General features: G+C 61.4%; 23 protein-coding genes and 2 pseudogenes. 12 read left to right on the forward strand and 13 right to left on the reverse strand.

Annotated features, from left to right (window positions below; genetic code table 11):
• Window positions 1-57 precede the first annotated feature (57 nt).
• Complete coding sequence (locus BM403_RS22775; RefSeq protein ID WP_093544973.1) at window positions 58-1,209, reverse strand: MFS transporter; 1,152 nt, start codon at window positions 1,207-1,209, stop codon at window positions 58-60.
• 349 nt (window positions 1,210-1,558) lie between these two features.
• On the opposite strand from BM403_RS22775, the gene BM403_RS22780 reads away from it, so the two are divergent.
• From BM403_RS22780 to BM403_RS22800, 5 genes are all read left to right on the forward strand, one after another.
• On the forward strand, window positions 1,559-2,545 hold the full coding sequence (locus tag BM403_RS22780) for a diaminopimelate epimerase (RefSeq protein ID WP_093544976.1): 987 nt from the start codon (window positions 1,559-1,561) through the stop codon (window positions 2,543-2,545).
• 302 nt (window positions 2,546-2,847) lie between these two features.
• Complete coding sequence (tssI, locus tag BM403_RS22785) at window positions 2,848-4,866, forward strand: type VI secretion system tip protein TssI/VgrG (protein WP_093544979.1); 2,019 nt, start codon at window positions 2,848-2,850, stop codon at window positions 4,864-4,866.
• Complete coding sequence (locus BM403_RS22790; RefSeq protein ID WP_093544982.1) at window positions 4,866-5,702, forward strand: DUF4123 domain-containing protein; 837 nt, start codon at window positions 4,866-4,868, stop codon at window positions 5,700-5,702. Before tssI ends, BM403_RS22790 begins: the two co-directional genes overlap by 1 nt.
• Window positions 5,695-6,474 carry a hypothetical protein gene (locus BM403_RS22795; protein ID WP_093544985.1) on the forward strand — a complete coding sequence of 260 codons (780 nt, stop codon included), beginning with the start codon at window positions 5,695-5,697 and terminating at the stop codon, window positions 6,472-6,474. Before BM403_RS22790 ends, BM403_RS22795 begins: the two co-directional genes overlap by 8 nt.
• A 14-nt stretch (window positions 6,475-6,488) precedes the next feature.
• The gene (locus tag BM403_RS22800) at window positions 6,489-8,639 is read left to right on the forward strand and encodes a lipase family protein (RefSeq protein ID WP_093544988.1); all 2,151 of its coding nucleotides are present in this window, start codon (window positions 6,489-6,491) and stop codon (window positions 8,637-8,639) included.
• A 9-nt stretch (window positions 8,640-8,648) separates the two neighbouring features.
• Here the strand turns inward: BM403_RS22800 and codA are convergent, their stop codons facing one another.
• The 9 genes from codA to BM403_RS22845 all read right to left on the reverse strand — a co-directional run bounded on the left by codA (window position 8,649) and on the right by BM403_RS22845 (window position 16,919).
• Window positions 8,649-9,884, reverse strand: coding sequence for a cytosine deaminase (codA, locus tag BM403_RS22805; protein ID WP_046036762.1), 1,236 nt, complete (start codon window positions 9,882-9,884; stop codon window positions 8,649-8,651).
• 27 nt (window positions 9,885-9,911) lie between these two features.
• The gene (locus tag BM403_RS22810) at window positions 9,912-11,117 is read right to left on the reverse strand and encodes a PucR family transcriptional regulator (RefSeq protein WP_093544991.1); all 1,206 of its coding nucleotides are present in this window, start codon (window positions 11,115-11,117) and stop codon (window positions 9,912-9,914) included.
• The gene (codB, locus tag BM403_RS22815) at window positions 11,114-12,382 is read right to left on the reverse strand and encodes a cytosine permease (RefSeq protein ID WP_093544994.1); all 1,269 of its coding nucleotides are present in this window, start codon (window positions 12,380-12,382) and stop codon (window positions 11,114-11,116) included. The genes BM403_RS22810 and codB overlap by 4 nt, the downstream gene beginning before the upstream one ends.
• 191 nt (window positions 12,383-12,573) lie before the next feature.
• Window positions 12,574-13,197, reverse strand: coding sequence for an NUDIX hydrolase (locus tag BM403_RS22820; RefSeq protein WP_093544997.1), 624 nt, complete (start codon window positions 13,195-13,197; stop codon window positions 12,574-12,576).
• Between the two features lie 3 nt (window positions 13,198-13,200).
• Window positions 13,201-13,647, reverse strand: coding sequence for a GNAT family N-acetyltransferase (locus tag BM403_RS22825; protein ID WP_064055462.1), 447 nt, complete (start codon window positions 13,645-13,647; stop codon window positions 13,201-13,203).
• Window positions 13,648-13,673: 26 nt separating this feature from the next.
• Entirely contained in the window at window positions 13,674-13,871 is a 198-nt protein-coding gene (locus BM403_RS22830; protein ID WP_012723357.1) for a helix-turn-helix transcriptional regulator, read from the reverse strand.
• Complete coding sequence (locus BM403_RS22835; RefSeq protein WP_043205127.1) at window positions 13,868-14,242, reverse strand: hypothetical protein; 375 nt, start codon at window positions 14,240-14,242, stop codon at window positions 13,868-13,870. Before BM403_RS22835 ends, BM403_RS22830 begins: the two co-directional genes overlap by 4 nt.
• Before the next feature lie 125 nt (window positions 14,243-14,367).
• Window positions 14,368-14,724: a 6-carboxytetrahydropterin synthase QueD gene (gene queD / locus BM403_RS22840; protein ID WP_003190259.1), complete on the reverse strand. Its 357-nt coding sequence runs from the start codon at window positions 14,722-14,724 to the stop codon at window positions 14,368-14,370.
• Window positions 14,725-15,839: 1,115 nt separating this feature from the next.
• On the reverse strand, window positions 15,840-16,919 hold the full coding sequence (locus BM403_RS22845; RefSeq protein WP_093544999.1) for a hypothetical protein: 1,080 nt from the start codon (window positions 16,917-16,919) through the stop codon (window positions 15,840-15,842).
• Between the two features lie 158 nt (window positions 16,920-17,077).
• On the opposite strand from BM403_RS22845, the gene BM403_RS22850 reads away from it, so the two are divergent.
• The 4 genes from BM403_RS22850 to BM403_RS22865 are packed head-to-tail and all read left to right on the forward strand — an operon-like array spanning window position 17,078 to window position 19,717.
• A complete protein-coding gene (locus BM403_RS22850; protein ID WP_012723360.1) occupies window positions 17,078-17,380 on the forward strand; it encodes a PepSY domain-containing protein in 303 nt (100 codons plus the stop codon).
• Window positions 17,380-17,691, forward strand: a complete 312-nt coding sequence (locus tag BM403_RS22855; RefSeq protein WP_012723361.1) for a PepSY domain-containing protein — start codon at window positions 17,380-17,382, stop codon at window positions 17,689-17,691. Before BM403_RS22850 ends, BM403_RS22855 begins: the two co-directional genes overlap by 1 nt.
• Complete coding sequence (locus BM403_RS22860; protein ID WP_012723362.1) at window positions 17,691-18,359, forward strand: response regulator transcription factor; 669 nt, start codon at window positions 17,691-17,693, stop codon at window positions 18,357-18,359. Before BM403_RS22855 ends, BM403_RS22860 begins: the two co-directional genes overlap by 1 nt.
• The gene (locus BM403_RS22865; protein ID WP_093545001.1) at window positions 18,356-19,717 is read left to right on the forward strand and encodes a sensor histidine kinase; all 1,362 of its coding nucleotides are present in this window, start codon (window positions 18,356-18,358) and stop codon (window positions 19,715-19,717) included. Before BM403_RS22860 ends, BM403_RS22865 begins: the two co-directional genes overlap by 4 nt.
• 68 nt (window positions 19,718-19,785) lie before the next feature.
• On the opposite strand, the gene BM403_RS32610 is transcribed toward BM403_RS22865, so the two are convergent.
• Window positions 19,786-20,541 (reverse strand): methyl-accepting chemotaxis protein, encoded by a 756-nt coding sequence (locus BM403_RS32610; protein ID WP_370636136.1) that lies wholly within the window; start codon window positions 20,539-20,541, stop codon window positions 19,786-19,788.
• 102 nt (window positions 20,542-20,643) lie between these two features.
• Window positions 20,644-21,933 (reverse strand): annotated as a pseudogene (locus BM403_RS32615) (HAMP domain-containing protein); the annotation flags it as partial.
• 229 nt (window positions 21,934-22,162) lie between these two features.
• On the opposite strand from BM403_RS32615, the gene BM403_RS22875 reads away from it, so the two are divergent.
• The 3 genes and pseudogenes from BM403_RS22875 to BM403_RS32625 all read left to right on the forward strand — a co-directional run bounded on the left by BM403_RS22875 (window position 22,163) and on the right by BM403_RS32625 (window position 25,376).
• Window positions 22,163-23,482 (forward strand): Na+/H+ antiporter family protein, encoded by a 1,320-nt coding sequence (locus BM403_RS22875; protein ID WP_162471077.1) that lies wholly within the window; start codon window positions 22,163-22,165, stop codon window positions 23,480-23,482.
• 214 nt (window positions 23,483-23,696) lie between these two features.
• Window positions 23,697-24,518 (forward strand): annotated as a pseudogene (locus BM403_RS32620) (cache domain-containing protein); the annotation flags it as partial.
• 102 nt (window positions 24,519-24,620) lie between these two features.
• Window positions 24,621-25,376, forward strand: coding sequence for a methyl-accepting chemotaxis protein (locus tag BM403_RS32625; protein ID WP_371914030.1), 756 nt, complete (start codon window positions 24,621-24,623; stop codon window positions 25,374-25,376).
• 285 nt (window positions 25,377-25,661) lie between these two features.
• Here the strand turns inward: BM403_RS32625 and yegQ are convergent, their stop codons facing one another.
• Complete coding sequence (yegQ, locus tag BM403_RS22885; protein WP_012723367.1) at window positions 25,662-26,975, reverse strand: prephenate-dependent tRNA uridine(34) hydroxylase TrhP; 1,314 nt, start codon at window positions 26,973-26,975, stop codon at window positions 25,662-25,664.
• Window positions 26,976-26,977: the final 2 nt, after the last annotated feature.

Here is a 26,977-nt window from a genome sequence, read left to right on the forward strand (position 1 = left end):
GACGCTCAAGGGGCACGAGTTGCTTGAAATACTCAAGCCGCTCGTGCTGCTTAACGTTCATACCCGCAGTATTTTTCCACTCACCGCCACCGCTGCCAGCAACCCCGCGATCAACAGGAAGGCCGTAGCGAGGCTGCTGCCATGGGCGATGAACCCGATCAAGGCCGGCCCGGCCAATATCCCCGCATAGCCCAGGGTGGTAATGGCCGGCACGGCAATGTGCTCTGGCATGACGTTCTGTTTGCCGACAGCGGTATACAGCACCGGGACGATATTCGAGCACCCGGCACCTACAAGCGCATAACCCAGCAAGGCCATTTCCCAAGCCGGTGACAAGGTGGCGAGGAATGTGCCGACCGCTGCCAGTGCACCGCCGGCCACAATCACCCGAGTAGCGCCCAGCCGGCGCACGATGGCGTCACCGGTCAACCGTCCGAGCGTCATGGTCAAGGCAAAGGCTGCGTAACCCAAGCCTGCATAGGCTTCGTCCAGGCCGCGCTCGGCACTGAGGAACACCGCGCTCCAGTCGAGCACTGCGCCTTCGGCCAGAAACACAATAAAGCACAGGCAACCGATAAACAGCACCACGCCACGCGGAACGGCAAACGCCGGGCCCGAACTTTGACTGCCGTACGGCAGCAGGTGCGGTGCCGCCTTGAGCAGTGCCGCCAGCGTGATGACGATCACCACCAGGGTAGCCTGCAGTGGCGAAAGGCCCAACCCGAGCAATCCCGAGACCCCCGCCGCGCCGATAATCCCACCCAGGCTGAACAGCCCGTGAAAACCGGACATCATCGTCTTGCCACTGGCACGTTCGACGATCACGGCCTGCAGATTGACGGTGGAATCCACCGTGCCTAAACCGGCACCAAACAGGAACAAACCCGCCATCAGCAACGGAATCGAACTGACCGTCGCCAACACCGGCAAAGCCAGGCAGATCATGATCGTCCCGGCACTCAGCACGCGTCGGCAGCCAAAGCGCGATGCCAAGGCGCCCGCTGCGGGCATGGCAATGATCGAGCCGACGCCCAGGCACAACAGCAGCAGGCCCAGTGTGCCTTCACTCAGTTCGGCACGGGCTTTGGCATACGGCACCAGCGGTGCCCAGGCGGCAATGCCGAAGCCGGCAATGAAGAAAGCGATACGGGTCGACATTTGCTCCAGCCGCCCGGGAACCACGGGCGCTGAGGTGGAGATGGCAGTCATGAAAAGTCCTTGGTTTGGCGTTCAACGAACGATGTCCGGCGCGACATCCTTGCATATCAGGCGTTGGTTCGCGAGCGGGGTTCCCTTGGCGTTTTGCCGGGCGTGAATTTTATTTTTACACACTTGGAACGGCTGGGCAGTTTGCAGCCACGTAAGAAGTATCGGGTGTGTAGGAGGCGGCCTGGAAGGTGCGTAATCTCCGTGAGGGCTTTTGAACCCCTTCGTGCTCACGGTGATTACCACCTTCCAGGCCGCCTCCCATTGTCGGTAGGTTCTGTAATACGCTGTTGCCTGAATGTGCAGGCAACCAAACGGACGACCCGATGAAGCTGTTCAGGCAAACCACGCTATGACCCTGTTCTACGATGCCCGCGGCAACGTCTATGGCGTGGTCAGCCCAGCTTTGTTAAGAAACAAGGGCATTGAGGTGCCCGACAGCGCGGCGTTGGCCGCGCGTACTCGCAGTCGTTGGACGGCATCGGCCGTCGCTTCCGAATGCGGCTGGGGCGCGATACCACGCCCGGCTGATGCCAAGGCGCATCGCTGTGATGGTTTGTTGGTCGGGCCGTTCCAGGCCGAGCCGCCGTTTGACCTGTTGATCGTTAACACGGATGGCTCTTTGGCCGAGCGCAGCGGCAATGGCTTGACGATTTTTGCCCAGGCACTGACCGAACAGGCCCTGATGACTGACGCCTGTGAATTGCGCGTACACCACGACAAAACGGATGCGGTATCGCCCGTCGCCACTCGGGTGGAGCCGTCCGTTCGTGAGGACGTTGCGGGGTTCTGGCTTGAACTGGGGTTGCCCACGTTCGGACCCTCGGCGGTGGGGGCCCAAGGGGTTGATCAAGCCTTTCTGGAGGGGGCCGAACTGAGCCACATCAATGAGCTGACGGCGATCAACCCTCAGTGGGCCACCAGTCAATTTGTACGGGTGGGCAACCCCCATTGTGTGACGTTGGTCGAGCGGGTGTCGGTATTGCCCGACAACGCACAAATGCAGCAGCCCGCCCTGTTCGAAGCCTTGAAGGCGATTGCCTTTGCACCTCCCGCAGGCGGCGGGCAACCCTGTGCGGCTGGGGTCAACCTGCAATGGGCGGCGCGAGAGTCCCGCGATCGACTCATCGCGCGGGTGTTCGAACGCGGAGAGGGGCCCACTGCGTCTTCCGGAACCAGCGCCAGTGCCGTGGCATGCGCGGCATGGCGTGCAGGCTGGGTTGAGAGCGGTGATATTGCCGTGGTCATGCCTGGTGGCATTGCGCCAGTGCGCTTGCACACTCAGGACAAGACGTTGCTGAGCGTCAGTCTGTTCGGTGCAGCGCGGCTGCAAGGGTGAGGTTTCTTAACGGCTGACGCTGTGATTTGGCGTCGGCTGTTTCTCTGTTAGTTAGTTATCGTGACGAACTTTAATGTAGGGCATTTCTTATGACTAAGAAGTGGCGCATTGCCTCGTTTTTTCATTTGGTAAAAGACACTTCCAACTTCTTCGTACGAAACTTCTTTTTTATTTTTGCGCGGCCGATTCTTCCCCGTAATCGCTAAGCTTTGAGGCGTTCAGGCGCTTTTTTCTCGGTCACTTATTCTTTAGCGAGAGAGAGTATTTCAGAGCGGTCATTCATTAGCGGCGGGTAACAACGGATGGTTAACGCGTTTGTTTCGTCACGTTTCAAACTTATTCTTCCACGCATAAATATCGACTTCCAAGTGCTGGCATTCAACGGCAGCGAGGTCCTTGATCAAGCGTTTTTCATCCACGTACAGGTCGTGAGTGAAAACCCCTCCCTAGCGCTGGAGACGTTGCTCCACCAACCCGCCTACCTGGATTTCGGTGACGCGAACGAAGGCCTGCATGGGCATATCTACGCGATAGGCCGAGATGACCCAGGTCAGCGCACCACGCGCTACCACCTGACCCTGGCACCTCGGCTGGCCTATCTTGCGCATCGGCGCGACCAAAGGATTTTCCAGCGGCGCAGCGTGCCGCAGATCATCGCCGCCGTCCTCGAACAGCATGGCATTCTGGCGGACGCCTACGTGTTCGAGCTGGGCCCCGTGGTTTATCCGCCGCGCACGTTCTGTGTGCAGTACGCGGAAAGTGACCTGCACTTCATCCAGCGGCTGTGTGAAGAGGAGGGCATTCACTACCATTTTCGTCACAGCACGGACGCTCATCTGTTGGTGTTCGGTGACGACCAGACGGTGTTTCGCCGCTTGCCGGTGCAGCGCTATTACCCGGCTGGCGGGCCGCAGGCCGAAACGCAGGTTATCCAGCGTTTCGAGGTGCGTTTGGGCACACGCAGCCAGGCGACGGTGCGCCGCGATCATGATTTCGAACACCCTTCGTTGCTTCTGCAGGACACCGCCGGTTCTGCTCCGGCGCATCCTCTTGAGGATTATCACTACCCAGCAGGATTCAGCGGCCATGTCCGGGGTAAGCGCTTGGCGCGGCGGGGGTTGGAGCGTCACCAACGTGACCGTCTTCGGGCATTGGGCAGGAGTGATCAACCCGCGCTGCGCAGTGGACATTTTCTTGAATTACGCGATCACCCCGACCCGTCCTGCAACGATTTGTGGCTCATCACTTCGGTGCGTCACGAGGGGTATCAACCGCAGGTGCTGGAGGAGGCTGCGCCCGCGACTGACCGGTTCCTGGGGTATCGCAATCGCTTCACGGCGACCCCTTGGCAAGCGGTACATCGACCGTCCCTCAAACATCCCAAGCCGAGCATCCATGGCAGCCAGACCGCAACCGTGACCGGGCCGCCCGGAGAGGAGGTGCATTGCGACGCTTATGGCAGGGTTAAGGTGCGCTTTCACTGGGACCGCCTGAATACGTCGGATGATACAAGCAGTTGCTGGGTCCGGGTGGCGTCCGGATGGGCCGGTGACGGGTTCGGTGCAACGCTGATTCCGCGTGTGGGCATGGAGGTGCTGGTGACCTTCCTGGAAGGGGACCCGGACCAACCGTTGATCAACGGTTGCCTGCCGAATGCGTCGCACAGGTCGGCCTATCCCCTCCCGCAGCACAAGACCCGCAGTGTCTTGCGCAGCTGCAGTTCCCTCGGCGGCGCGGGCGCCAATGAGCTGTACCTGGAGGACCGCCGTGGCGAGGAGTTGATTTATCTTCGCGCACAGCGGGACCTGGAGCAGCAGGTCGGCCATGACAGCCGGTTGGAGGTGGCGGGCGAACGCCGGGAAGTCATCCAGGGTATGAGCACCACTCACCTGGGCAGCGAGGAGCATCGCCAGGTCACGGGTGATCGCAGCGTCGTACTCAAGGCCAGCGATCACCTCGAGGTACACGGCGATAGCCGGACCCACGTTGGCCAGACTTTGTTCGTCGAAGCGGGGCAGCAGCTTCACCTCAAGTCCGGTGCCAGCCTGGTGATCGATGCCGGGGCGCAACTGAGCCTCAAGGCGGGCGGCGAGCACCTGGTCATCCAGGCGGGGGGCATCTTCAGCAGTCGGCCCATCACCCTGGGCGGTTCACCCTCCGTGACCCGAGCGGCGAATGCGTTAGCGGCGGCCGACAGGCCAGCGATCTCCGTGGTGCAAGGCACCCTCATGAACCTGGCCAGCCAACTGGGGGCCGACTACTGCCCGGTGTGCGAGCGCTGCCGCGAAGGCCTGTGTGATCTGCCGGGGAGGGCTGCTTGATGCAGAACATGCCAGGCCAATGGATGGATCAACAGCATCAGGCAGGACATCGGTTGTGTTTGATCCTTGAGGGGCAGCATGAAGCCTGTCAGCCACTGCTGGCGATGCGCGATGTTTCACAGTATCGCAGCCTCTACGCCGAGACCGACTTGGCGGAACTGGCGGGGCAAGGCCCAGTGATTCTGTTGCTGGAGCAGATGAACGAGCCTGCATTGCTCGGCCTTTTGCAGCAGCCCGAGAACAACTGGGGCTGGCTGGGCAGCCTGCCAAGCGAAGACCTGTACGTCGTGACTCGGCACTGGCGTGACAGGCTGCTGGTGGGCCCGGAAGGTGCGCAATCGATGTACCGCTTTCACGACAACCGCACCCTGGCACGCGCACTGGCCTATCTGCTCGTGGAACATTGGCCGCAATTCCTCGGCCCGTTGTTCAGCGTTTGCTACTGGCACGAAGGGCGCTGGCGCACGGCTGACAACCCGGCCCCCGGTGAACATCCGGTGCCCAACCCCGCGCCTTGGCTGAACACCCCCAACCCGAACGCTGAAGCCATCCTGCAGGCCAATATCCTGCGTTACCTGTTGACCGAGCACAGTGAAGACCTGGTCGTGTTAGCGGAATTCCAGGACCCGAGAATCTGGCTGGCGCAGGTATTGGAGCAGGCTCGCACCTGGCAGTGGCGAAGGCCCGAGCAACTGGAGTTTCTGGTGGTACGACGGTTGGAGGAGGCCACACGGGGCACCGTCGTTCAGTGGGGGCCGCGGGTTGGGGAGGCACCGGGAGAGCATTTTGAACGGGTGGCAGCCCAGTGGGAATTGATAGGAGGAAAAAATGGCTAGGCGAAGGTGGGGCGTGTTGATTGTGCTGGCGATGATAGGGCTGGCGGGGTGCGTGAGCAAACCGGTTGAACGGTTTACGTTGGAGGTGGATTTGCCGGCGGAGTTTCGCTTCATCGGCGGCGCCAACTATGGTCCCGCGACTGGGGAAACGTGCACTTTGCCGAGACGTCGAGGCAAAAGGCCCGAGAGGAAAATCTTTATTGCGCGTTACAAACCGGTGGCTGAACGCGTGAGTTTTGAGCTACCGCTGACGGAGATCATTGAAGGGTGCCCTACGGTTTTGCGCAGTGTGGATTTTAGAACGTATGCGAAGTGGGGGACTCGATATTCAGACGTCGGGGGAGACCTGGCAGGTTTCTCAATCACAGATCCCTCGAACGCCGATATACCTGGGATGCCAGATTCGGGCGTTCAGGAATTGCACAAGCAATGTCAGTGGTTGTTTCGGACGGCGGGGCCGCAACACGCGATCATCAAGGTTCTTTCATGCAAGGCTTTTGAGGTGGCCCGTCAACCACACGGACAGGGATCAGGACACGTGGTGCAGCGGGATCAGTTGCCGGGAAAGACACTCAGGGTGACGCTGACTTTAATTGACGAGGAAGAACCGTATTTTGACGGTACCTGGGTGGCAGTACCTGGCGGATGGAAGCGTTGTAAAGGTAGCAGCTTTGAAGACCTTTACGCGTTTTGCAACGGTAATACCACCGACTTTAAGCCTATAAAAATGCCCGATGGTCGCATCTGTGATGTCTACCCATCGTGCAAGTAACAAGGAGCAAACTCATGATGTTGGACGCACGGAAGCAACCTTTTTTCAGTGATAACAAGCCGGCTTGTCCATTGCGCGGGCATTGGGTGAGTTTTTGCCTGGCAGATGAACTCGGCGTTGGGACGGCCTACGGTGGATTGCCTTACACCCTTCACGATAGCGCGGGGCAAGAATACAAAGGCAGGCTGGACGGAAATGGATTCGCCACACTCAAAGATATTTACTGTGGGCCTGTGGCCCTTGTTTTTGACGACCTGTATTCAGGAACGGAGCCGTTGTATCAGCAACTGATGTCGCGCCGAGCTTACAAGCTCCCTATCACCGAGCTTCAAATTCGGGCGGAACACACTCGATTTGCTCGCTCCGACGGTCGGCGTACCGAGGGGGATCCGGCTCAACCAACAACCAGTCGGTTTTATCAAGTTGAAGTTCGCGACTTGGTCCGTCATGTCGCCCACTTGCCACCGGTTGCGCAGCGAACTCATCAACCCCAGCGGCACGCGTTAAAGATGCTGGCGGACCTTGGCTTCGGGCCGCCCCAATCGACCTTGGCGGGGATCGTATTATTTCCCAACATCCATACCGTCCTGGAGGTTCGGCCACTGCGAGCGTTGCGTCCGATGCTTTCAACCGAAGACAGCTTCTGTGCCTTGAACCTGTATCAGCTGGCGTTGATGGCCACCTTGAGTTATTGCAATTTCGGCCAGGAGCCACCTCAACGGCCTCGGGACGCAGTTCGATTCCCCTTCGACCCAAGCGTCGGTCATTTTTTTGCTGAAAAGCTCTCGGGTTATCACGAAGCCTGGCGAGTCGATGCAGACCAACAGCAACGGTTCTATCCGCTCTACGAAGAGGTCCCGTATTCCCGGCGCTTCGAGATTTTGCCTTTCGATCCCACGCTGTACCCCCAAAACCGACCGGAATTGGCGGAGAAGCAGGAGCACCCCGCGAGTTTGCATTTTTTTGATGATGAAGAATTTGGTACTGACACGCAGGCATTTATCAGTCATCACGATGAGGTGATCCTGATTGCGGTACGGGGTACTGCCAGCGCTGCAGATGGGCTACGGGATGCAGACGCTCATCAGGTGGCTTTCGCCGAGGGTATCGGCAAGGCGCACGAAGGGTTTTATCAGGCTTATCGGGCGATGCGTGATTTCGTGCTGCATTACCTCACTCAGTTTCACACCGGCCAACGAATAATCATCTGCGGCCACAGCCTGGGTGGCGCAATCGCTTTGCTCTTGGCAGAAGGCCTGCGCCGAGCGCCGGAGGGGAACTACAACATCCTCCTCTACACCTACGGTGCCCCGCGCGCCGCCGACTCCGAATTCACCCTCGGTGCCTCAAGCCTGGTCCACCACCGCATCGTCAATCACAACGATCCAGTCCCCAGCGTCCCGGCTCCGTGGATGAACACCACCGCCAAACTCTGGATCCCCGGCGCCGTTACACTCTTCAGCGCCCCCGCGTCCGGTGGCCTGTTGTTTGCGGCCGGCCTGGTACGTTTCGGTGGCAATCCCTACCAGCACCATGGCGAACAGCAACACTTCATGCCGATCATGCTCGCAGATGGCACGCATTCTTCAGTGTTGTGGAAACCCGGTTGTGAGTCCATCCAGGAAGCCGGCTGCAACCGAGCGTTGCAACTCCACGGTGACATGCCTGACCGTGACAATCTGCTGAAACAGCTGTTTCAGGCCAATCAGCACTTCATGACCGCCAGCTATATCCCAGCCGCCTGGGCGACGCTACGTCGGTGGCAACAAACCCAGGAAAGCAGCGGGCCCTTGGTCACACCGAGAGAATTTGAACGGCTCGATCACGCACTCGAAACCATGCGCCAGCAACTGCGCAACAAACGCCGCGAACTGGTCCGCCTGAAGCCCGCCAACGATCGGGGCTATGAGCACAACGAAGCCTTGAACGCCGAGATCGACCGCTTGCACACCAGTCGTGAGCGCCTTGCGACCCTGCGCTGGCGCCGTTTGGAAGCGCGTGATGTCTACGGCAGTCAAGCCCACAGCGCCAGCTTGCAACCGAGCCTCAGGCGCTGGTTCAGTCACCCTGAAAACCGCGAGCTGGCCCAGGTCGCCAGTATCCCTCCCGCCATGCCTGGCGAATGGGGGAGGGCGCAAACACTGGATATCGACTCGATTGCCTGAACAGAGCCTTTACACAAACTCCACCTGCGCCGGCTGACGTTTCATCAAGACCTTGCCGTTGCGGATCGAGTAAAGCGGCAGGCCCTGGCTACGGATGACCTCGTAGTCGCTGTCCGCCGAAAGGATCAGCAGGTTGGCTGGCCGTCCAGGCTCCAGGCCGTATCGTTCGCCCAGGGCCATGGCTTTGGCGCTGTTGTCGGTCACCAGGTCCAGCGCGCTTTGCAGGTTGCGGTAGCCAAGCATGTGGCAGATGTGCAAACCGGCTTCCAGCACCCGCAGGATGTTGCCGTTGCCCAAGGGGTACCAGGGATCAACGATGGAGTCTTGGCCGAAGCACACGTTCATGCCGGCCTCCAGCAGTTCGTTGACCCGAGTGACGCCACGGCGTTTCGGGAACGTATCGAAGCGGCCTTGCAGGTGAATGCTCTCGGTGGGGCAGGAAACGAAGCTGATACCGGAGTGCCCCAACAGGCGGAAGAGCTTGGCGCAGTAGGCATTGTCATAGGAGCCCATGGCGGTGGTGTGGCTGGCGGTAACGCGAGCGCCCATGTCACGGCTGCGGGCTTCTTCGGCCAGCACTTCGAGAAAGCGCGAATGCGGGTCGTCGGTTTCGTCGCAGTGCACGTCCACCAGGCAGCCGGTGCGTTCGGCCAGGTCCATCAGGAACTTCACCGAACTCACGCCCTGGTCGCGGGTGTACTCAAAGTGAGGGATGCCGCCGATTACATCGGCGCCGAGGCGAATGGCTTCTTCCATCAGTTCGCGACCGTTGCGGTATGACTCGATGCCTTCCTGGGGGAACGCGACGATCTGCAGGTCGATCAGGTGCGTACTTTCCTGGCGCACTTCCAGCATGGCCTTGAGCGCCGTGAGGTCCGGGTCGGTGACGTCGACGTGGGTGCGCACATGTTGGATGCCGTGGGCGGCCAGGGCCTGGATCGTTTTTTTGGCGCGGGTCTTGGTGTCTGCCTGGGTGATGGTGGCCTTACGTTCGCCCCAGCATTCGATGCCTTCGAACAGGGTGCCGCTCATGTTCCAGCGCGGCTCGCCTGCGGTCAGTGTGGCGTCGAGGTGGATATGGGGTTCGACGAAGGGCGGAATCACCAGATTGCCGGCGGCGTCCAGGTCGTCGGCCGCGGCAGTCGTTGTACCCGATTGGGGGGTGATGCTGGCGATCCGGCCATGTTCCAGGTGCAGATCATGCAGGCCTTCACGGTTGCGCAGGCGGGCGTTGATGATGTGCATGGGCAAGTTCCTCTTGGCTAAAAACAATCAGGCAGACAGCCGCCAGATCATCAGCGCAATGCCAATGTCCAGGCGGTCATAAGCGTTATCCAGCGTCAGGCCGCACAGGGCTTCGATGCGCTGGACACGGTGTGTCAGGGTATTGCGGTGCACGGCCAGCCGTTGGGCGGCGGCCACAAGGTTACCATTCTCGTGAAACCAGGCTTCCAGGGTCGGCATCAGGCTGGGGCCATGGTGCACGTCGTGGCGCAGTAATGGGCCGAGGCGTTCATTCAGGAATTGGTCGAGCAGGGCGCGATCACGCACACCGCTGAGCAGTTTGAGCACGCCCAGTTCGTCGTACATGCAGAGCCCGGCCCGCTCGCTGAAACGCCGCGCAGCGGCCAACGCCTGGCGCGCTTCATCCTGCGCCTGGGCCAGGCGTACCGGTGGGTGCGCGGCGGCGCTGAGGCCGATAAACAGTTTGAGCGGCGCCAGGCGCAGGTTCAGCGGGTTGAGCCAGTTGGCCAATTGCTGGCGGTTGGCCAAGGCGGCGACAGCGTCCGGCGCCGGCAGCAGCAGTGTCCATTGCCCGGCCCGTCCGAGTACCGGCAACCCGGCAGACACCTGACGCAAACGCCGACTGATAGCGTCATGTTGCCGCGCCAGCTGCGCCTCTACATAGGCGGCATCGCCCTGGGCAAACAGCCATTCGCTGCCTTCCAATTGCAGTTGCACAACCTGCCAGTGCCCGGCCAGCGACAGGCCCAATTGCACTGCACGATGCAGCAGCAAATCCAGGGATTGGTAATCGCCGGTCAGCAAGCGCTCCAACACATCGTGCCGCGAGCGCCCCAATTGCTCGGACTGGATCAGCGCCGAGCCAATGGCCTGGGTCACCAGCACCATTTTCAGCGAATAAGGCTGTTCGATCAGTGGCATGCCGGCGGCTTCGGCAGCCTCCAGCAAACGCGGGGGAATCGCCTGGATATATGCCGGCCCCGTGAGTATCACCAACCCAGCCACTTGGCGCTGACAGGCTTCATCCAGCAATTGCAGCAAGTTGGCTTCATCCCGTGGGTGATTGATCCCGGTCACGAACACCAGCTCGCCGCCCAAGACCCATTCGGCAATCCCGCTGTTCTCCGCGACATAGGGCCAGCGCACGGTATTATCCAGGCCAACGGCGCCGGCCCGCAGGCGCATTGATTCCAAGCCCGGCAGGGCCAGTACATCGGCAAGGCTCAGGCTCATGCGCGGGCGTCAGCCAGCGGCGCGCGCACCCGGAGTACGGCGGTGAGCACGATGTAGGTCAACGACGCAGCAACGATGCCCACCAACGGCGCGACCCAGGGCGAACTGAAGGCCAGCACCGTGCCCACCGCATACGCTACCAGCCCAGGCCAGTTGAACGCCGGCAGGCGAGCGTCGGCCAGGCGCGGATAGTGGCCGCGGTAACGGTAGAAGAAGTCCGCCATGATCACCCCGCCAATCGGTGGGATCACCGTGCCCAGCAGGATCAAGTAAGGCACCAGCAGGTCGTACATGCCAAGCAACGCCAGCAGGGTGCCGATCACCGCGCCGGCCAGGGTCACGGTCTTGCGCCGCTTAGTGCGCAGCAGGTTGCAGCCGGCCACCGCGAAGTTATAAATGGTGTTGTCCTGGGTGCTCCAGATGTTGAGCAGCAACATGGCCATCGCCGCCATGGCAAAGCCCTGCAGCAGTAACACTTCGACCACATCCGGTTGTTGATAGACGATCGCACCGTAGGCGCCGATCAGCACCATCAAGCCGTTGCCGATAAAGAAACCGATCAGGCTGGCCAGCACCGCCACCTTGGCCGAACGCGAAAAGCGCGTCCAATTGGTGGCCTGGGTCGCGCCGCTGACAAAGGTGCCGAACACCAGAGTGATTGCCGTGGACAAGTCCAATGCACCGCTCGGCACCACCGCCAACAACCCCTCCAGCCCGCCGACTTTCACGGTCGCCACCCACATCGACAGACACAGCAGGATGCCCATCGCCGGCACCGCGATGTAGGACAGAATCTCCAGCCCGCGATAACCAATATAGGCCGTGGCGCAAAACACTAGGCCAAACAGCACCATCAACGCCAGCACGCTGCCCTGGCTCAGTTCGAAATACTTGCCCAGCACCACGGCGGCCGTGGCGGTACCCCAGGCGTACCAGCCAATCTGGGTAAAACCGAGGATCAAGTCGCTGAGCTTGCTGCCCAGTTCGCCGAAGCAGAAGCGGCCCATCAGCACCGAATTCAGCCCGCTCTTGAACGCGATGTAACCCAGGCCTGCGGCGTAGATACCCAACAACAGGTTACCCAGGGCCACGACGCCGAGCATGTCGATAAAGCTGAACGCCACCCCCAGCTTGCCGCCGGCAAACATGGTCGCGGTAAAAAACGTAAAGCCCAGCAGCACCATGGCGGTCGACGCCAGGCCTTTGCGCGCATGCATCGGGACTTCGCTGAGGGGGTAATCATTGCCCGGTTCTTGCTGCGTCATGTGCCTTGCTCCCTGAATGAGTGACGCAGGCCTACTGCACCGTGCGTGCCAAACCGGCGGTAGTGACAGGCGCACGGTCGACGCTGTGCATCGTGCACACTATTTATAGCCAAACACGGGAGAAACGCAGGAAGAGTTGTACGCCGTGCCCAGTCGGGCACGAAAGCGGTGCAGCGGTGATACAAATTGGATCAGTCGAACAGCGTGTAGGTCGTCTCGCCGCGATGAAAGGCGAATGCCGCCTCCAGATCACTTTCGATGGTGCGCCCACGGGACAGCGGCGGCAGCGCATCGAGGCGGAAAAAGCCCACTTCCGTAGTCTCGAACCCCGCCATCGGTGCGCACTGATCCACCGGTTCACACAGGAAGTACAGCTTGTAGAAGTCCCGCACGTCCGGCCGATACAAGCCCTTGGCCTTGTGCGTGACGCTGTACAGCGCCCGCGCGGTGACCGTCAACCCGGCTTCCTCGCGAATCTCCTTGACGATGTTTTCCGCTGCCGACAAACCGATATCGGCATAACCGCCCGGCAACGCCCAGCAGCCATCGGTCAACTCGCGCACCAGCAGAATTCGGTCGTCCTCGATGATTGCGCCCCGTACGTCGATCATCGGTGTCGAATAGCGCTGGGCAAAGTCGGTGACTAACCCGGTGATGCGCTCCAAGGGCACATTGCCCAATTGCGCGAGCATGCTGTGGGCAATCTCGGCAATTTCTTCCAGGCGCTCGCGCTCGAAATCGTCGGTGCAAAAATGCAGGCCCGTGGAGGCCAGCGCCTGCAGGCGTTTGGCCTGGGCCAGCCAGGTGTTTTCCATGGGTTACTCCTGGAGTTGTTTGGTCATGTATACGCGGTGCAGGCCATGTTCTTCGGCCCGGTGGGTTTCGACATAGCCACGGCGCGTGTACAGCCTGATGTTCTCGGCCATGGTTTCATTTGTGTACAGGCGAATGGCGGCGAAGCCTGCGGCGAGCGCCTGTTGTTCGGCAAAATCCATCAGCAACCGCCCGAGGCCCAGGCCCTGGGCATCCGGGGCGACGGCCAGATTATCCAGCAGCAGTGCGCCATCAGCATCCAGCAGGATGATAAAACCCTGAACCCGCCCGGCATTCTCCAGCACGTGTACGCCTCCGGCTTTCACTTGTTGGTGATAATCCTCCAGCATCGGCCCTGGCTTGCGGCCGATCCGTTCGATGTACGGCGAGTAGGCCGCCTGGACGATAGCCTCGATGGCAGCAACATCAGCAGCAGTGGCGAGGCGCATCATTGCAATGTGCTCCTTTGGACAGTCGATCAATCTGTCGGCGCTTCGAAGATCCCTTCGATAGGCCGTTCGAACACCTTGGCAATCTTGAACGCCAACGGCAAGCTTGGGTCGTAGCGGCCGGTCTCGATGGCATTGATGGTCTGGCGCGATACGCCAAGGCGCTCGGCAAGGTCGGCCTGGGACCAGCCCAGTTCCGAGCGTAACTGACGCATCAGGTTATTCATTGGTAGCGCCTTGTGCCGATGATCGTGGCCACGCACCAGACGCCACCCATGATCGGCCACACCATAAAGGCCGACAAGCGTGGGAAGCCGGCAGTTTCCAGGAAGCCGTAGCTGAAGGTCGTGAGCGCCGTGCACACAAACGCCACGGCCAGCGCGTCCAACTGGATCTTGCGGCCCATTTCATCCATGGCGTTCAGCCTGCGGATGATCGTAACCGCCATCGCGATCATCGGAATCACTGGCAGCAAGGCCAAGGCGATTTTTGCGGCGCCGTCGGACATGGACGACACATAGGCGCTGGAAATGACGACGCACAGCATGTACGCCAGCATTATCACCGCGAATTCCACCAGAAAGCGTTTGACCGACATGACCATCTCCACAAGTAAAGGGTGCTTTACATTAGGTTTGGGTTATTGCCGTGTCAAGGGTGCTTTACATTGGGGGTGGCAGACGTAAAAAACCACCCGCAGGTGGTTCTTCAACGCGCAATCGCTTACTCGCCGCGATAGATGCAACCGCTGGTGCAAGTCTCGTGGATGCGAATCGCACTGAGCTCAGGCAGCAGGGGTTTCAGCTCATTCCAGATCCACTTGGCCAGCACTTCGCTGGTCGGGTTTTCCAGGCCTGGGATGTCATTGAGGTAGTTGTGGTCGAGACGTTCATAGAGCGGTTTGAAAATCGCCTTGATCTCCGAGAAGTCGCGAATCCAGCCGGTATGGGGATCGAGGTCGCCGCTCAGGTGGATCGCCACCTTGAACGAATGCCCGTGCAGGCGCCCGCATTTATGGCCTTCCGGTACGTGGGGCAGGCGGTGGGCGGATTCGAATGTAAATTCCTTGAAGATTTCCACAGTGTTTTCAGCTCGGTCGGTGTCTGGCAGGCGGCGAGTTTAACAGCTTGATCCCTTGGCGCGCATACCGTCCCTCGCTGTATAGGTATCTACACGACTCGGGGTATGGCGCTGGACCTGTGTTGAGGGAGCTTGCTCCCGCCGGCGGCCTGACAGCCTATCGCTATCTACCTGTAACCCCGCGATCCAAATGTGGGAGGGGGCTTGCCCCCGATAGCGCTGTGTCAGTCGATTCATCAGGCGACTGATTCAGCGCCATCGTGGCCTCGGTATCTACACAATTCTGGGTATGGCGCTGGACCTGTGGCGAGGGAGCTTGCTCCCGCTGGCGGCCTGACAGCTGACCGCCATCTAACTGTAACCCCGCGATCCAAATGTGGGAGGGGGCTTGCCCTCGATAGCGGTGTGTCAGTCGATTCATCAGGTGACTGATTCAGCGCCATCGGGACATCGGTATCTACACAATTCTGGTTATGGCGCTGGACCTGTGGCGAGGGAGCTTGCTCCCGCTGACGGCCTGACAGCCGAGCGCCATCTAACGGTTAGGCTGCGATCCAAATGTGGGAGGGGGCTTGCCCCCGATAGCGCTGTGTCAGTCGATTCATCAGGCGACTGATTCAGCGCCATCGGGGCCTCGGTATCTACACAATTCTGGCTATGGCGCAGGACCTGTGGCGAGGGAGCTTGCTCCCGCTGGCTGCCTGGCAGACGACCAGGATGTTGGATCAGACCGGGTACATATCCGTTATTTGGGTAACGGCCACTATGGGTTCCGCTTTTACAGCGGGTCACTTTTGGAAGAGCGCCAAAAGTAACCAAAAACGCTTCGCCCCAACACTCGGCACCTCGCCTAGGCTCGGTGTGCCCGTAATCCGACAGGGATTTGGGGGGCCGCCGCCACGCGCCATCCATGGCGCGGGGCGGCTAAACCGGCATCCCTGCCGGTTTACCCCCCAAATCCCTGTCGAATTCCGGCCAGCGTGTTTGACGGGGCGCCTGAGATCAAAAGCGAGATCAAGATCACGATCAAGAGCGGCTCGCTTCGCATCGTGGTTAGTGGTTGAGGGGCTGCACAGTTGTGTCGATAACGTTGGTTATCGCTGGTAAGCCGCCGTCTACAAGACTTGTAGTCTCTCGCCCAATGCACCGTTATCCGCCAATGCCAGAAACTCATCCCCTAGCCGCCGGCTTTCGCTCATCGCTGTCTGCCAGTATTTGTTGCGGCTTGGGTCGTCGCCCATGAAGCGCTTGAAGTCGCTGCGGTCCGGGAGTTTGCCGTGGGGCAGACGGGCGAGGTAGTCCTTGGATGGCGCCAGCAGTAACACGTCCTGCAGGCCCTGTGGATTGCTGCGCCGCCACGGCAGGCCCTTGTCGAACCAGCCGGGGATGACCCGGTCGGTGAAGTGCGGGTACAGCACGATGTCATCGCCGTGGTAGGGCAGGTCGAGGTGGTAGTCCAGCAGGCCGCCGTCGCGGTAGGTGCCGGCGCCCGCGCCGGGCAGGTCGCGCACGCCTTGCATGACCATCGGGATTGAGCCCGATGCCAGCAGTGCCTGGCGCAGGTTGCCCAGTTCCAGGGCCAGGAAGCGCGAGGGGAAATCCTTTAGCGGGTGCACGGGCGGGGCCTGGCGTGGGTCGTGGATGATCAGCCGTTCGAAGTGCCGCGACAGCCGCGCGCGGCCGCGCAGGTTGTCGGCGATTACTGAGGACAGGCCCAGCCCGAGGCGCCCACGGTGGTCATCGGCAAGCAGGCCATGGCTCTTGACCACCATGATGTTGAGGCGGTAGTCCGGGTTGTCCAGCACCCGTGCATCGCGGCCGGCCAGCAGGTCGTCGAGCATGCGCCGGCAGCTGTGGCTGACTTCGGCCATGGTCACGCCTTTGGCAAAGCGCTGTTCGTTATATAAGCGGCCAAGGTCCAGCAGGCCTTGCACCGGGTCGGGCAGGCAGGCGCTGGCAAACCGCCAGGAACCGATGGACGCGCCGATCAGCGCCCGCTCGCGTGGTGCGCGGGGCAGCCAGTCGCCGAACAGCGCCAGGTCCAGGCCCTGGATACCCAGCGCCTTGGGGCCACCGGCCGCGCCGGGCAGGATGCCGACATCGGCAGGCTTGAGGCCTTGCTCGCAAATCCGGGCAAAGGCGCGTTTGCCGGCCTTGAGGGTCAGGGCGGGAAACTTGATGTGGATGGCTGTCATACCGGTCTCTGTTGAAGCGAGCGGGGCAGTATAGAAAATCTCGCGGGATGAGGGAAAAAGGCCTGGGCTGGAATTGCCATGGTGGCAATTCAGTTTCAGTTAAGTTGCAGCGCGTACGGTGGCTGGCGTAGGAAAACATCCTGTAACGGAGACTTATCATGAAGCGCCTCACCGCTCTGGTTGCCGCCGGTATCATCGCTCTCACGGCGACCCAGGCCCGAGCCGTGGACCCCGACAAGCCACTGAAAGTGCCGGCCACTGTTACTATTGTCGCCTTTGATCAACTGGAAGCGGCGGCCCTGGCCCTGCACCCCGGTTCAACACTGCTGGATACCGACCTGGACGAGGCCTATGGCAAGTACGTCTACGAGGTCGAATTGGAAGATGCCCACGGCATCGAATGGGATGTTGAATTGGACGCGCTCACCGGGCAGGTTCTCAAGAATCATCAGGATACGTAATGAAGGTAAATTTACGCGCCGGCAGTCGCGTGGCGCTGGTGCTCATGGCATTTTGCTCCAGCTTGGCGGCCCGCGACCTCAATCAGGATGAAGCCTTGGCACTGCGCCAGCAGGGAATAATCCTGCCGCTCGAACAGCTGTTGCATCAGGCCATGGCGCGCTATCCCGGCTCACGCCTGCTGGAAGCCGAGCTGGAAAAGAAACACGGGCAATATGCCTATGAAGTGGAACTGGTGACCACCGACGGTGTGGTGCGCGAGATCAAGCTGGACGCGAGCACCGGTGTGCTGATCAAAGACGAGGAAGACTGATGCGCCTGCTGCTGGTGGAAGACAACGTACCCTTGGCCGATGAACTGTTGGCTGGCCTCCAGCGCCAGGGCTATGCCGTCGATTGGCTGGCCGACGGGCGCGATGCCGTTTACCAGGGGCGAAGCGAGCCCTACGACCTGATCATTCTCGACCTTGGCCTGCCCGGCCTGCCTGGACTCGAGGTGCTGGCACAGTGGCGTGCCGCCGCGTTGGCAATCCCGGTGCTGATTCTCACCGCCCGCGATTCCTGGGCCGAGCGCATCGAAGGGCTCAAGGCCGGCGCGGACGATTACCTGGCCAAACCCTTTCACCCTGAAGAGTTATACCTGCGTATCCAGGCGTTGTTGCGCCGTTCCCATGGCCAAACTAACCAGCCCACGTTGCAAGCCGCCGGCCTGCACTTGGATGAAGGCCGCCAGTGCGTGTTGCGCGATGGCGCCGAGATCCAGCTGACCGCCGCCGAATTCCGCCTGTTGCGCTATTTCATGCTGCACCCCGAACAGATCCTGTCGAAAAGCCACCTGGCCGAGCACCTGTACGATGGCGAGACCGAGCGGGATTCCAATGTGCTGGAAGTGCACGTCAATCACCTGCGCCGCAAGCTGGGCCGCAGCGTGATCGAGACCCGGCGCGGCCAGGGTTACCGGTTTGGCGCCAACCCTGCATGAGGTCGATCCAGCGGCGCCTGAGCCTGGGCCTTATCAGTGTGATGGTGGTCGTCGGCGTGGTGCTGGCGCAGACCAGCCTGTGGTTGTTCGAAGCCGGTTTGCAGCGCTACCTGGAAGCTGGTCTGCGCAACGATGCCGAAAACCTGCTGGTGGCTCTGGTGCGCGGACCCAACGGCGTGCAGCTGGATGAACAACGCCTGTCGCCGGCCTATCAGCGGCCGTTTTCCGGGCACTACTTCCGCATCGATTTTGCCGAGACCCACTGGCGCTCCCGCTCCTTATGGGACCAGGAACTGCCGCGCCTGCCCGAGATCGGGCTCAAGGGCAATCTGCAACTGGGCCCGGAAGGCCAGCAATTGCTGGTGTTGCGTTCGGACTACAAACGCTTCGGCCAGTCGATTTCCATCAGCGTGGCCCAGGACTACACCCCGGTGCGTGAAAGCTTCCGCCTGATGCGTCAGATCGGCCTGGTGCTGGGGTTGGCGGCGCTGCTGCTGGTGTTGGTCCTGCAGCGGGTCACCGTACGCCGCGCATTGCGCCCGCTGGAAACCGCCCGCAACCAGATCGCCCAACTGCAGCAGGGCCAACGTTCGCAGCTCGACACCCAGGTACCGCTGGAGCTGGAGCCGTTGGTGGCGCAGATTAACCACTTGCTGGCCCACACCGAAGACAGCCTCAAGCGCTCGCGCAATGCCCTCGGCAACCTTGGCCACGCGCTCAAAACCCCGTTGGCAGTGCTGTTGAGCGCGGCATCGAGCGAAGCGCTCAAAGATCGTCCTGAGGTGAGCAAACTGTTGCGTGACCAGTTGGAGCAGGTGCAACAACGCCTCAACCGCGAACTCAACCGCGCCCGCCTGGCGGGTGAAACCCTGCCCGGTGCGTTGTTCGATTGCGATAAAGAACTGCCTGGCCTGCTCGCCACCCTGACCATGATCCACGGCGAGCACCTGGACCTCAGCTACCACGCTGCGCCCGGCCTGCAGTTGCCCTGGGACCGTGAAGATCTGTTGGAACTGCTCGGCAATCTGTTGGACAACGCCTGCAAATGGGCGGACGCCGATGTGCGCCTGAGCATCATCGAGACTGAGCACAGCTACCGGTTGGCGGTGGAAGATGACGGTCCCGGCATCCCCGAAGCGCAGCGTGACCAGGTGTTCAGCCGTGGCGCGCGCCTGGATGAACAGATAGACGGCCACGGCCTTGGGTTGGGGATCGTGCGGGACATTGTCGAGGTGTGGGGCGGGGTGTTGCAGTTGCACGAAAGTGAGTTGGGTGGGCTGAAAGTGCTGATCGAATTACCCCGTGGGAGGGGGCTTGCTCCCGATGTCGGTGTGTCAGCCAACGCCTCTATCGACTGATTCATCGCTATCGGGAGCAAGCCCCCTCCCACTGTTGATCTGCGTCAGGTCAGGTGGCGTGCAGTCGCTCAGACGCGGAACTGGTCCATTAACCCCTGTTGTTGATTCGCCAGGCTGTTCAACGCCTGGCTCACCCTGGCCGACTCATTCGCCTGCTCCGACAGCGACTCGGTCACATCGCGAATGGTCGCCACGTTGCTGTTGATCTCCTCGGCCACCGCGCTTTGTTCTTCGGCGGCGCTGGCGATTTGCAGGTTCATGTCGCTGATCACTGTGACCGCATCGCCAATCTGACGCAGGGCAGTCACGGCCTCGCCGACTTGTTCGACGCTGCCCTGGGCCTGGCGATAGCTGTTACCCATGGCGCCGACGACATCGACGGTGCCGCTTTGCAACTGCTCGATCACCAGGCGGGTTTCTTCCACCGATTCCTGGGTGCGTTGCGCCAAGTTGCGCACTTCGTCGGCCACCACCGCAAAGCCACGGCCGGCCTCACCGGCGCGGGCGGCTTCGATGGCGGCGTTGAGGGCCAGCAGGTTGGTCTGCTCGGCGATGCCGCGAATCACTTCCAGCACCGAATCGATCTTCTCGCTATTGGCGGCCAGGCCTTCGACTTGGGCCATGGCGGTGCTCATGTCCGCCGCCAGGTGGCCGATGTTGGCGGTGGTGCGGTCGATCACGGTCAGGCCGTCGCGGGTCGCCTGGTCGGCTTCGCGGGCCGCTTGCGCCGCCTGCGCCGCGCTGCGCGCCACGTCCTGGGCGGTGGCGCTCATTTCGTGGGAGGCGGTGGCCACCTGATCGACCTGGCGGTACTGCTGTTCCATGCCGGCGCTGGTTTGCGTGGCAATGGCGGCGGACTGGTCGGCGGTGCCACGGGCGTCCTGCACCGAGCGTTTCACCTCGGCGATGATCGGTTGCAGCTTGTCGAGGAAACGGTTGAACCAGCCGGCCAGTTGGCCCAGCTCATCCTGTTTGTCGTAGGCCAGGCGGCGAGTCAGGTCGCCTTCGCCGCTGGCGATGTCTTCGAGCATGTGTGCCACGCCGAGGATCGGCCGGGTCACACTGCGCGCCATCAGCCACACCAGGATCAGGCCGACCACGGCTGCAATCAGGCCCAGGCTCAGTTCCAGCAGGGTGCCCTTGGCATTGTCGGCATCCAGTTGGGCTTTCAGCGCTTCGGCGGGGGCCACCAGGACGTTCTCTGGCACGTCCAGCAACACGCCCCACGGTTTGCCCTCCGGAATCGGCGCAAACGGTGCCAGTACCTTGAGCTGATGGTCGCTGCGCAGGCTGCGGATCTGTGTACTGCCGGCCAGGGCGCTGATCAACTGCGCACCGTTGGTGGTGTCGACCTGGTCCAGGCGCTGGCTGAGTTTGCTCGCGTCCGGACTGTAGCCGGCGAGCAAGCCGGTGGGGCTGAGGATGCTGACTTGGGTCTGACCGTCATACAACTTCTGGCTGGCCTGTTGGCTCACGGCCTGCAGGCTGTTGAGGTTGATGTCCACCGACAACGAAGCGATGACGTTGCCATTGACCATCAGCGGGAAGACGATGCTGGTCATCAGCACGTTTTGCCCATCGATCTTGTAGAAGTAGGGCTCGATCACGCAGGGTTTGAGGGTCGTACGCGGGCAGGTGAACCAGGCGTTGGCCTTCTCGCCGCTGGGGCTGAGCTGGGTATTGGACATGTCGCTTTCCGGCAACGCCATCGAGGTCAGCTTGCCCGGCGTCGGTTGCGACCAGTACAGGGCGAAGCGGCCCTTGTCATTACTGCCCAGTTCGGCCTGGCCGGCGAATAACTCATCCTTGCCGTCCAGGGCGTTGGCTTCGAACACCAGGGATAAACCGAGCAAGTCCGGGTTGGCCTGCAGGGCGGCCTTGACTTGGCGGGTCAGGTCTTCACGGGTGTCGAAGGCGTCGAGGAAGCGCTTTTCAGCCTGCTCACGCAAAAACAGCACCTGGCGGGAAAAACCGTGGCCGTATTGGTAGGCGTCCATGAATTGGCGACGAATGCCCAACGCTTGCACTTCACCCTGCGCCTCGATGCGCGCCTGGGCGGCTTCATCCAGCATCTGCATGCTGGAGGCTTTGACCTGCTGAGAGCTCTGCGCCATGCGATACAACGAAAGACCCACCAGCAGGGTCACGATCCCCAGCAGGCACAGGCCGGCGAGCAGGGTGATTTTCCATTGAATAGAGAGCTGCCTAAGCGACATCGGAAATCCTTAACCTAAAATACAAACAGAGGCTCTGTATCGGCGGTTTCAGAGGTTTCTTTATTAAAACAGTCATCCTCACCACAGGTTTTTTGACATGCGGGCCCACCTGCTGCAAAGTGCGCGCCCTCTAATAAGACCTCCTTCAAGCCTGCACGCTGGCTGCCATCCGATGGCTGCCTGGGCGCGGGCATGCCTGTTTTTTATGTTTCTGCTTGAGGTAACCATGATTAACGCAGTCATTGCCGCGGTCGGCACCATGCTGGTGCTCAGCCTGTCCCGCGTGCATGTGGTCATCGCCATCATCGTCGGTGCCCTGGTCGGTGGCCTTACCGGTGGCCTGGGTATCGACGCCACGCTCAAAGCCTTCAATGGCGGCTTGGGCGGTGGTGCAACTGTGGCGTTGTCCTACGCCTTGCTCGGCGCTTTCGCCGTAGCGATTGCCAAATCCGGCCTGGCCCACGCCCTGGCCGACAAGGCGCTGCTGCTGGTCGACCGCCAGGAAGCCACCGGCGGCAGTCACGTCAAATGGCTGTTGATTGGCCTCCTGTGGGTGGTGGCGATTGCCTCGCAGAACATCCTGCCGATCCATATCGCGTTCATCCCGCTGTTGGTGCCGCCGCTGCTCTACGTGCTGACCAAGTTGCAACTGGACCGCCGCCTGATCGCCTGTGTGATGACCTTCGGCCTGATCACGCCCTACATGTTCCTGCCGGTAGGTTTCGGCAATATCTTCCTCAACCAGATCCTGCTGGCCAACGTGGCCAAGAGCGGGGTGGATATCAGCCAAGTCAACGTCACTCACGCCATGAGCCTGCCGGCGCTGGGCATGGTGGTTGGCCTGCTGGTGGCGGTGTTTGTCAGCTACCGCAAAAAGCGCGTGTACGACCTGGAGAAAATCGAGCGGGTCGAACAGGTCGCGGTGCAATACAACCCGCTGACCCTGCTGGTGGCCGGCGTGGCGATTGCCTCGGCGTTCATCATCCAACTGTGGCTGGACTCGATGATCATCGGCGCCCTGGCCGGGTTTTTGATCTTCTCGGTGTCGGGCATCGTGCGCTGGCGCGACACCGACGACCTGTTCACCGAAGGCATGAAGATGATGGCGATGATCGGCTTCATCATGATTGCCTCGTCGGGCTTCGCCGAAGTGCTCAAGGCCACCGGTGACGTGCGTTCGCTGGTGGAAACCTCGGCGGCGTTCATCGGCCATAGCCGTGGGGTGGGCGCGCTGCTGATGTTGCTGGTGGGTTTGCTGGTGACCATGGGCATCGGTTCGTCGTTTTCCACGGTGCCGATCCTGGCGGCGATTTTTGTGCCGCTGTGCGTGCAACTGGGCTTCAGCCCGGTGGCCATCGTGTGCATCGTCGGCACGGCGGGTGCCTTGGGCGACGCCGGCTCACCGGCCTCGGACTCCACCCTCGGCCCCACCTCCGGCCTGAACATCGACGGCCAGCACCACCACATCTGGGACACCGTGGTGCCGACGTTCCTGCACTACAACCTCCCGTTGCTGGCGTTCGGCTGGCTGGCGGCAATGACCCTTTGATCTTCTGACTTGTAGTGAGCGGGCTTGTCGAATCGTCGCACCGCCCGCGCTGGGGGGCGAAGCCGCCCCAAATAGATCCATCCCATTTTCTCAGGGAGACATCAGTGCCTGGTTTGGGGCGGCTTCGCCCCCCAGCGCGGGGCAAGCCCGCTCACTACAGATATCTCTTGTGCGGCCGATAGCTTTTCAAGTCGCCTAATAAGAGAGAAAAGCCATGCGTCTGAGCCTCAAGGCCAAAGTCCTTTCACTCGCCGTAGTGCCGGTGTTGCTGTTCGCCGTGGTCATCAGCCTGACCACCGTCTGGATCCTGCAGGGTCAGGCGCGCAACGAGGTGGAGGAAACCCGCCAGCGCCTGCTCAACGATGCCAAGGCCACTCTGCAAAGTTATGTCGAAGTGGCCATGACCACCATCAAACCGCTCTACGACGCGGCGGCCCCCGGTGATACCGCCGCGCGTACCGAGGTGGTCAAGCTGCTGTCCAACACCCGCTACGGCAAAGATGGCTACTTCTTCGGCTACGACTCCGAGACCATTCGCCTGTTCAAGGGCAACAGCCCCGACGGCGTCGGCAAGAGCTTCAAGGACAACCGCGACCCCAATGGTGTTTACGTCAACCGTGACTTGGTCAAGGTCGGCAAGGACGGCACCCACTACCTGCAATACAGCTCGACCCAGCCGGGGCAGACCGAACTGGTGCCGAAGATGGGCTACACCGAATACCTGCCCAAATGGGACATGGTCATTGGTACGTCGGTGAACCTGGATGGCATCGAGGCCCAGGTCGCCGTGGTCGAAGCCAAGGTTGAGAAACGCATGGAAGGCGTGCTGCTGAGCATTCTCGGCGTGGCCGTGGTGGTGCTGTTGGTGATCGCGGCCGTCGGTATGGTCATGGCCAATACCATCCTGCGCCCGCTGCACCTGATGAAAGCCAACCTCGACGATATCGCCGCCGGGGAGGGCGACCTGACCCGCCGCCTGGCCATCACCAGCCAGGACGAGCTGGGCGATCTGGCGGGCGCGTTCAACCGTTTTGTCGACAAGATCCACGGCCTGGTGCGCCAGATCACCGAGATGACCACCCAACTCACCGGCCTGGTCAGCCAGGTCTCCGATCAGGCCCAGCGCTCCGAGCAGGCCATGGAGCGCCAGCGCCACGAGACCGACCAAGTCGCCACCGCGATCAACCAGATGTCGTCCGCCGCGCAAGAAGTGGCGCGCAGCGCCCAAGGCGCTTCGGTGGCCGCCCAGCAAACCGATGCCGAAGGCCAGGCCGCCAAGCGCGTGGTAGACGGCAGCATCGCGCAGATCCATGCGCTGGTGAACGACATCCGCAGCAGCGGCGTGTCCCTCGACAGCTTGCAACAGGACGTGTCCTCCATCGTCAGTGTGCTCAGCGTGATCCGCTCTATTGCTGAACAGACCAACCTGCTGGCGCTCAACGCCGCGATCGAGGCCGCACGGGCAGGGGAGGCCGGGCGTGGTTTTGCGGTGGTGGCGGATGAAGTGCGCGCGCTGGCCAGCCGCACGCAGACCAGCACCCAGGAAATCCAGGGCATGATCGACCGCCTGCAAAAAGGCACCGAAGCCGCCGTGGACGCCATGCGCCGCTCCAGCGATGCTGGCGACGGCACCTCGGCCAAGGCCAACGAAGCCGGGGCGTCCCTGGACACCATGGCGCAGTTGATCGGCACCATCAATTCGATGAACGCGCAGATCGCCAGCGCCGCCGAAGAGCAGACCGCCGTGGCCGAAGAGATCAATCGCAGCGTGCATCAGATCGCCGTGGCGGTGGACAGCGTCGCCGATGAGACCCAACTGGGTGCCCAGACCTCGCGCAGCCTGGCGGATCTGGGTCAGCGTTTGGGGCAACTGGTCGGCCAGTTCAGGATCTGATCAGCCATAGCTTCAGCGTATGTTGGCCTAACGTTAATACGAATATACCTATCACCGCCCCTCAGTGAGACGTGAGCCCTTACCACAACAGGGGCTCATCTCATGTCACTTGCCGACCTTACCGACCCGCTTCAACGCCTGGCTGAACTCGATACCCACACGGTTTCCGATGCACTGGATTTCCTGCAACTGCCTGGCGCCGTACCTGCGGATCGCCTACGCCTTGGATGAGGGTTCGTTGCGCCAAGCCTGCGCGGCGATCCACCGGTTCTGCGTGGCGACCCGTTAGACGTCGCGCATCAGCAAACCAAAGCGCACGTCCATCTCGGCCGGAAGCGGCACATACACCGTGTGCCCATCCCCCGGCGCCACGTCGATGGCCTCGCCCTTGATGGTGTGCAAGGTGGCCAGGTCAAAGTGAAAGTTCCCGGCGGGCGTCATCAATTCCAGATGATTGCCCACGGCAAAACGGTTCTTCACCTTGACCTCGGCCAACTCGCCCCGACGCTCGCCGGTCAGCTCCCCGACGAATTGCTGGCGCTCCGACACCGAACTGCCGTTCTGGTAGTTCTGGTATTCGTCGTGCACATGGCGGCGCAGGAAGCCTTCGGTGTAGCCGCGCTGGGCCAGGGATTCGAGGTCGGTCATCAGGTGGCGGTCGAAAGCGCGACCGGCTACCGCATCGTCGATCGCCTGGCGATACACCTGGGTGGTGCGCGCGCAGTAGAAGTGCGATTTGGTGCGGCCCTCGATCTTCAGCGAATGCACGCCCATGTGGGTCAGGCGCTCCACATGCTGCACGGCGCGCAGGTCCTTGGCGTTCATGATGTAGGTGCCGTGCTCGTCTTCGAAGGCGGGCATCTGTTCATCAGGGCGGTTGGCTTCTTGCAGCAGGAAGACGTGGTCGGTGGGCGCGCCTATGCCCAGCGTGGGCTGACATTCCTGGACGATATCGCCCGTGGCGTTTTCCACCGCCGGGGTCGCCTGGTACTTCCAGCGACAGGCGTTGGTGCAGGTGCCCTGGTTGGCATCGCGCTTGTTCATATAGCCCGAGAGCAGGCAGCGCCCGGAATAAGCCATGCACAGGGCGCCGTGTACAAACACTTCCAGCTCCATGGCCGGTACTTGCTGGCGAATCTCGTCGATTTCTTCCAGGGACAATTCCCGTGACAGGATCACCCGGCAGATCCCTTGCTGCTGCCAGAACTCCACGCTCGCCCAGTTGACCGTATTGGCCTGCACCGACAAGTGGATAGGCATCTGCGGGAAGTGGCGGCGCACCAGCATGATCAGCCCCGGATCGGACATGATCAGTGCATCCGGGCCCATGGCGATCACCGGGGCCAGGTCCTTGAGGAAGGTCTTCAACTTGGCGTTGTGGGGGGCGATGTTGACCACCACGTAGAAACGCTTGCCCAGGGCGTGGGCTTCCTGGATGCCGAGGGCCAGGTTGGCGTGGTCGAACTCGTTGTTGCGTACCCGCAGGCTGTAGCGCGGCTGGCCGGCGTACACCGCATCGGCGCCATAGGCGAAGGCGTAGCGCATATTCTTCAGGGTGCCGGCGGGGGCGAGCAGTTCGGGGGCGAGGATGGGAGGCATGG

It is taken from the genome of Pseudomonas sp. OV546, assembly GCF_900116845.1.
Classification (GTDB): domain Bacteria; phylum Pseudomonadota; class Gammaproteobacteria; order Pseudomonadales; family Pseudomonadaceae; genus Aquipseudomonas; species Aquipseudomonas petroselini.

Bases quoted from the DNA above. Each gene is read 5' to 3' on its own strand.
- BM403_RS22775 (WP_093544973.1), bottom strand. From the start codon at position 1,209: ATGACTGCCATCTCCACCTCAGCGCCCGTGGTTCCCGGGCGGCTGGAG.
- BM403_RS22780 (WP_093544976.1), top strand. From the start codon at position 1,559: ATGACCCTGTTCTACGATGCCCGCGGCAACGTCTATGGCGTGGTCAGC.
- tssI (WP_093544979.1), top strand. From the start codon at position 2,848: ATGGTTAACGCGTTTGTTTCGTCACGTTTCAAACTTATTCTTCCACGC.
- BM403_RS22790 (WP_093544982.1), top strand. From the start codon at position 4,866: ATGCAGAACATGCCAGGCCAATGGATGGATCAACAGCATCAGGCAGGA.
- BM403_RS22795 (WP_093544985.1), top strand. From the start codon at position 5,695: ATGGCTAGGCGAAGGTGGGGCGTGTTGATTGTGCTGGCGATGATAGGG.
- BM403_RS22800 (WP_093544988.1), top strand. From the start codon at position 6,489: ATGATGTTGGACGCACGGAAGCAACCTTTTTTCAGTGATAACAAGCCG.
- codA (WP_046036762.1), bottom strand. From the start codon at position 9,884: ATGCACATCATCAACGCCCGCCTGCGCAACCGTGAAGGCCTGCATGAT.
- BM403_RS22810 (WP_093544991.1), bottom strand. From the start codon at position 11,117: ATGAGCCTGAGCCTTGCCGATGTACTGGCCCTGCCGGGCTTGGAATCA.
- codB (WP_093544994.1), bottom strand. From the start codon at position 12,382: ATGACGCAGCAAGAACCGGGCAATGATTACCCCCTCAGCGAAGTCCCG.
- BM403_RS22820 (WP_093544997.1), bottom strand. From the start codon at position 13,197: ATGGAAAACACCTGGCTGGCCCAGGCCAAACGCCTGCAGGCGCTGGCC.
- BM403_RS22825 (WP_064055462.1), bottom strand. From the start codon at position 13,647: ATGATGCGCCTCGCCACTGCTGCTGATGTTGCTGCCATCGAGGCTATC.
- BM403_RS22830 (WP_012723357.1), bottom strand. From the start codon at position 13,871: ATGAATAACCTGATGCGTCAGTTACGCTCGGAACTGGGCTGGTCCCAG.
- BM403_RS22835 (WP_043205127.1), bottom strand. From the start codon at position 14,242: ATGTCGGTCAAACGCTTTCTGGTGGAATTCGCGGTGATAATGCTGGCG.
- BM403_RS22845 (WP_093544999.1), bottom strand. From the start codon at position 16,919: ATGACAGCCATCCACATCAAGTTTCCCGCCCTGACCCTCAAGGCCGGC.
- BM403_RS22850 (WP_012723360.1), top strand. From the start codon at position 17,078: ATGAAGCGCCTCACCGCTCTGGTTGCCGCCGGTATCATCGCTCTCACG.
- BM403_RS22855 (WP_012723361.1), top strand. From the start codon at position 17,380: ATGAAGGTAAATTTACGCGCCGGCAGTCGCGTGGCGCTGGTGCTCATG.
- BM403_RS22860 (WP_012723362.1), top strand. From the start codon at position 17,691: ATGCGCCTGCTGCTGGTGGAAGACAACGTACCCTTGGCCGATGAACTG.
- BM403_RS22865 (WP_093545001.1), top strand. From the start codon at position 18,356: ATGAGGTCGATCCAGCGGCGCCTGAGCCTGGGCCTTATCAGTGTGATG.
- BM403_RS32610 (WP_370636136.1), bottom strand. From the start codon at position 20,541: ATGGAACAGCAGTACCGCCAGGTCGATCAGGTGGCCACCGCCTCCCAC.
- BM403_RS32625 (WP_371914030.1), top strand. From the start codon at position 24,621: ATGGAGCGCCAGCGCCACGAGACCGACCAAGTCGCCACCGCGATCAAC.
- yegQ (WP_012723367.1), bottom strand. From the start codon at position 26,975: ATGCCTCCCATCCTCGCCCCCGAACTGCTCGCCCCCGCCGGCACCCTG.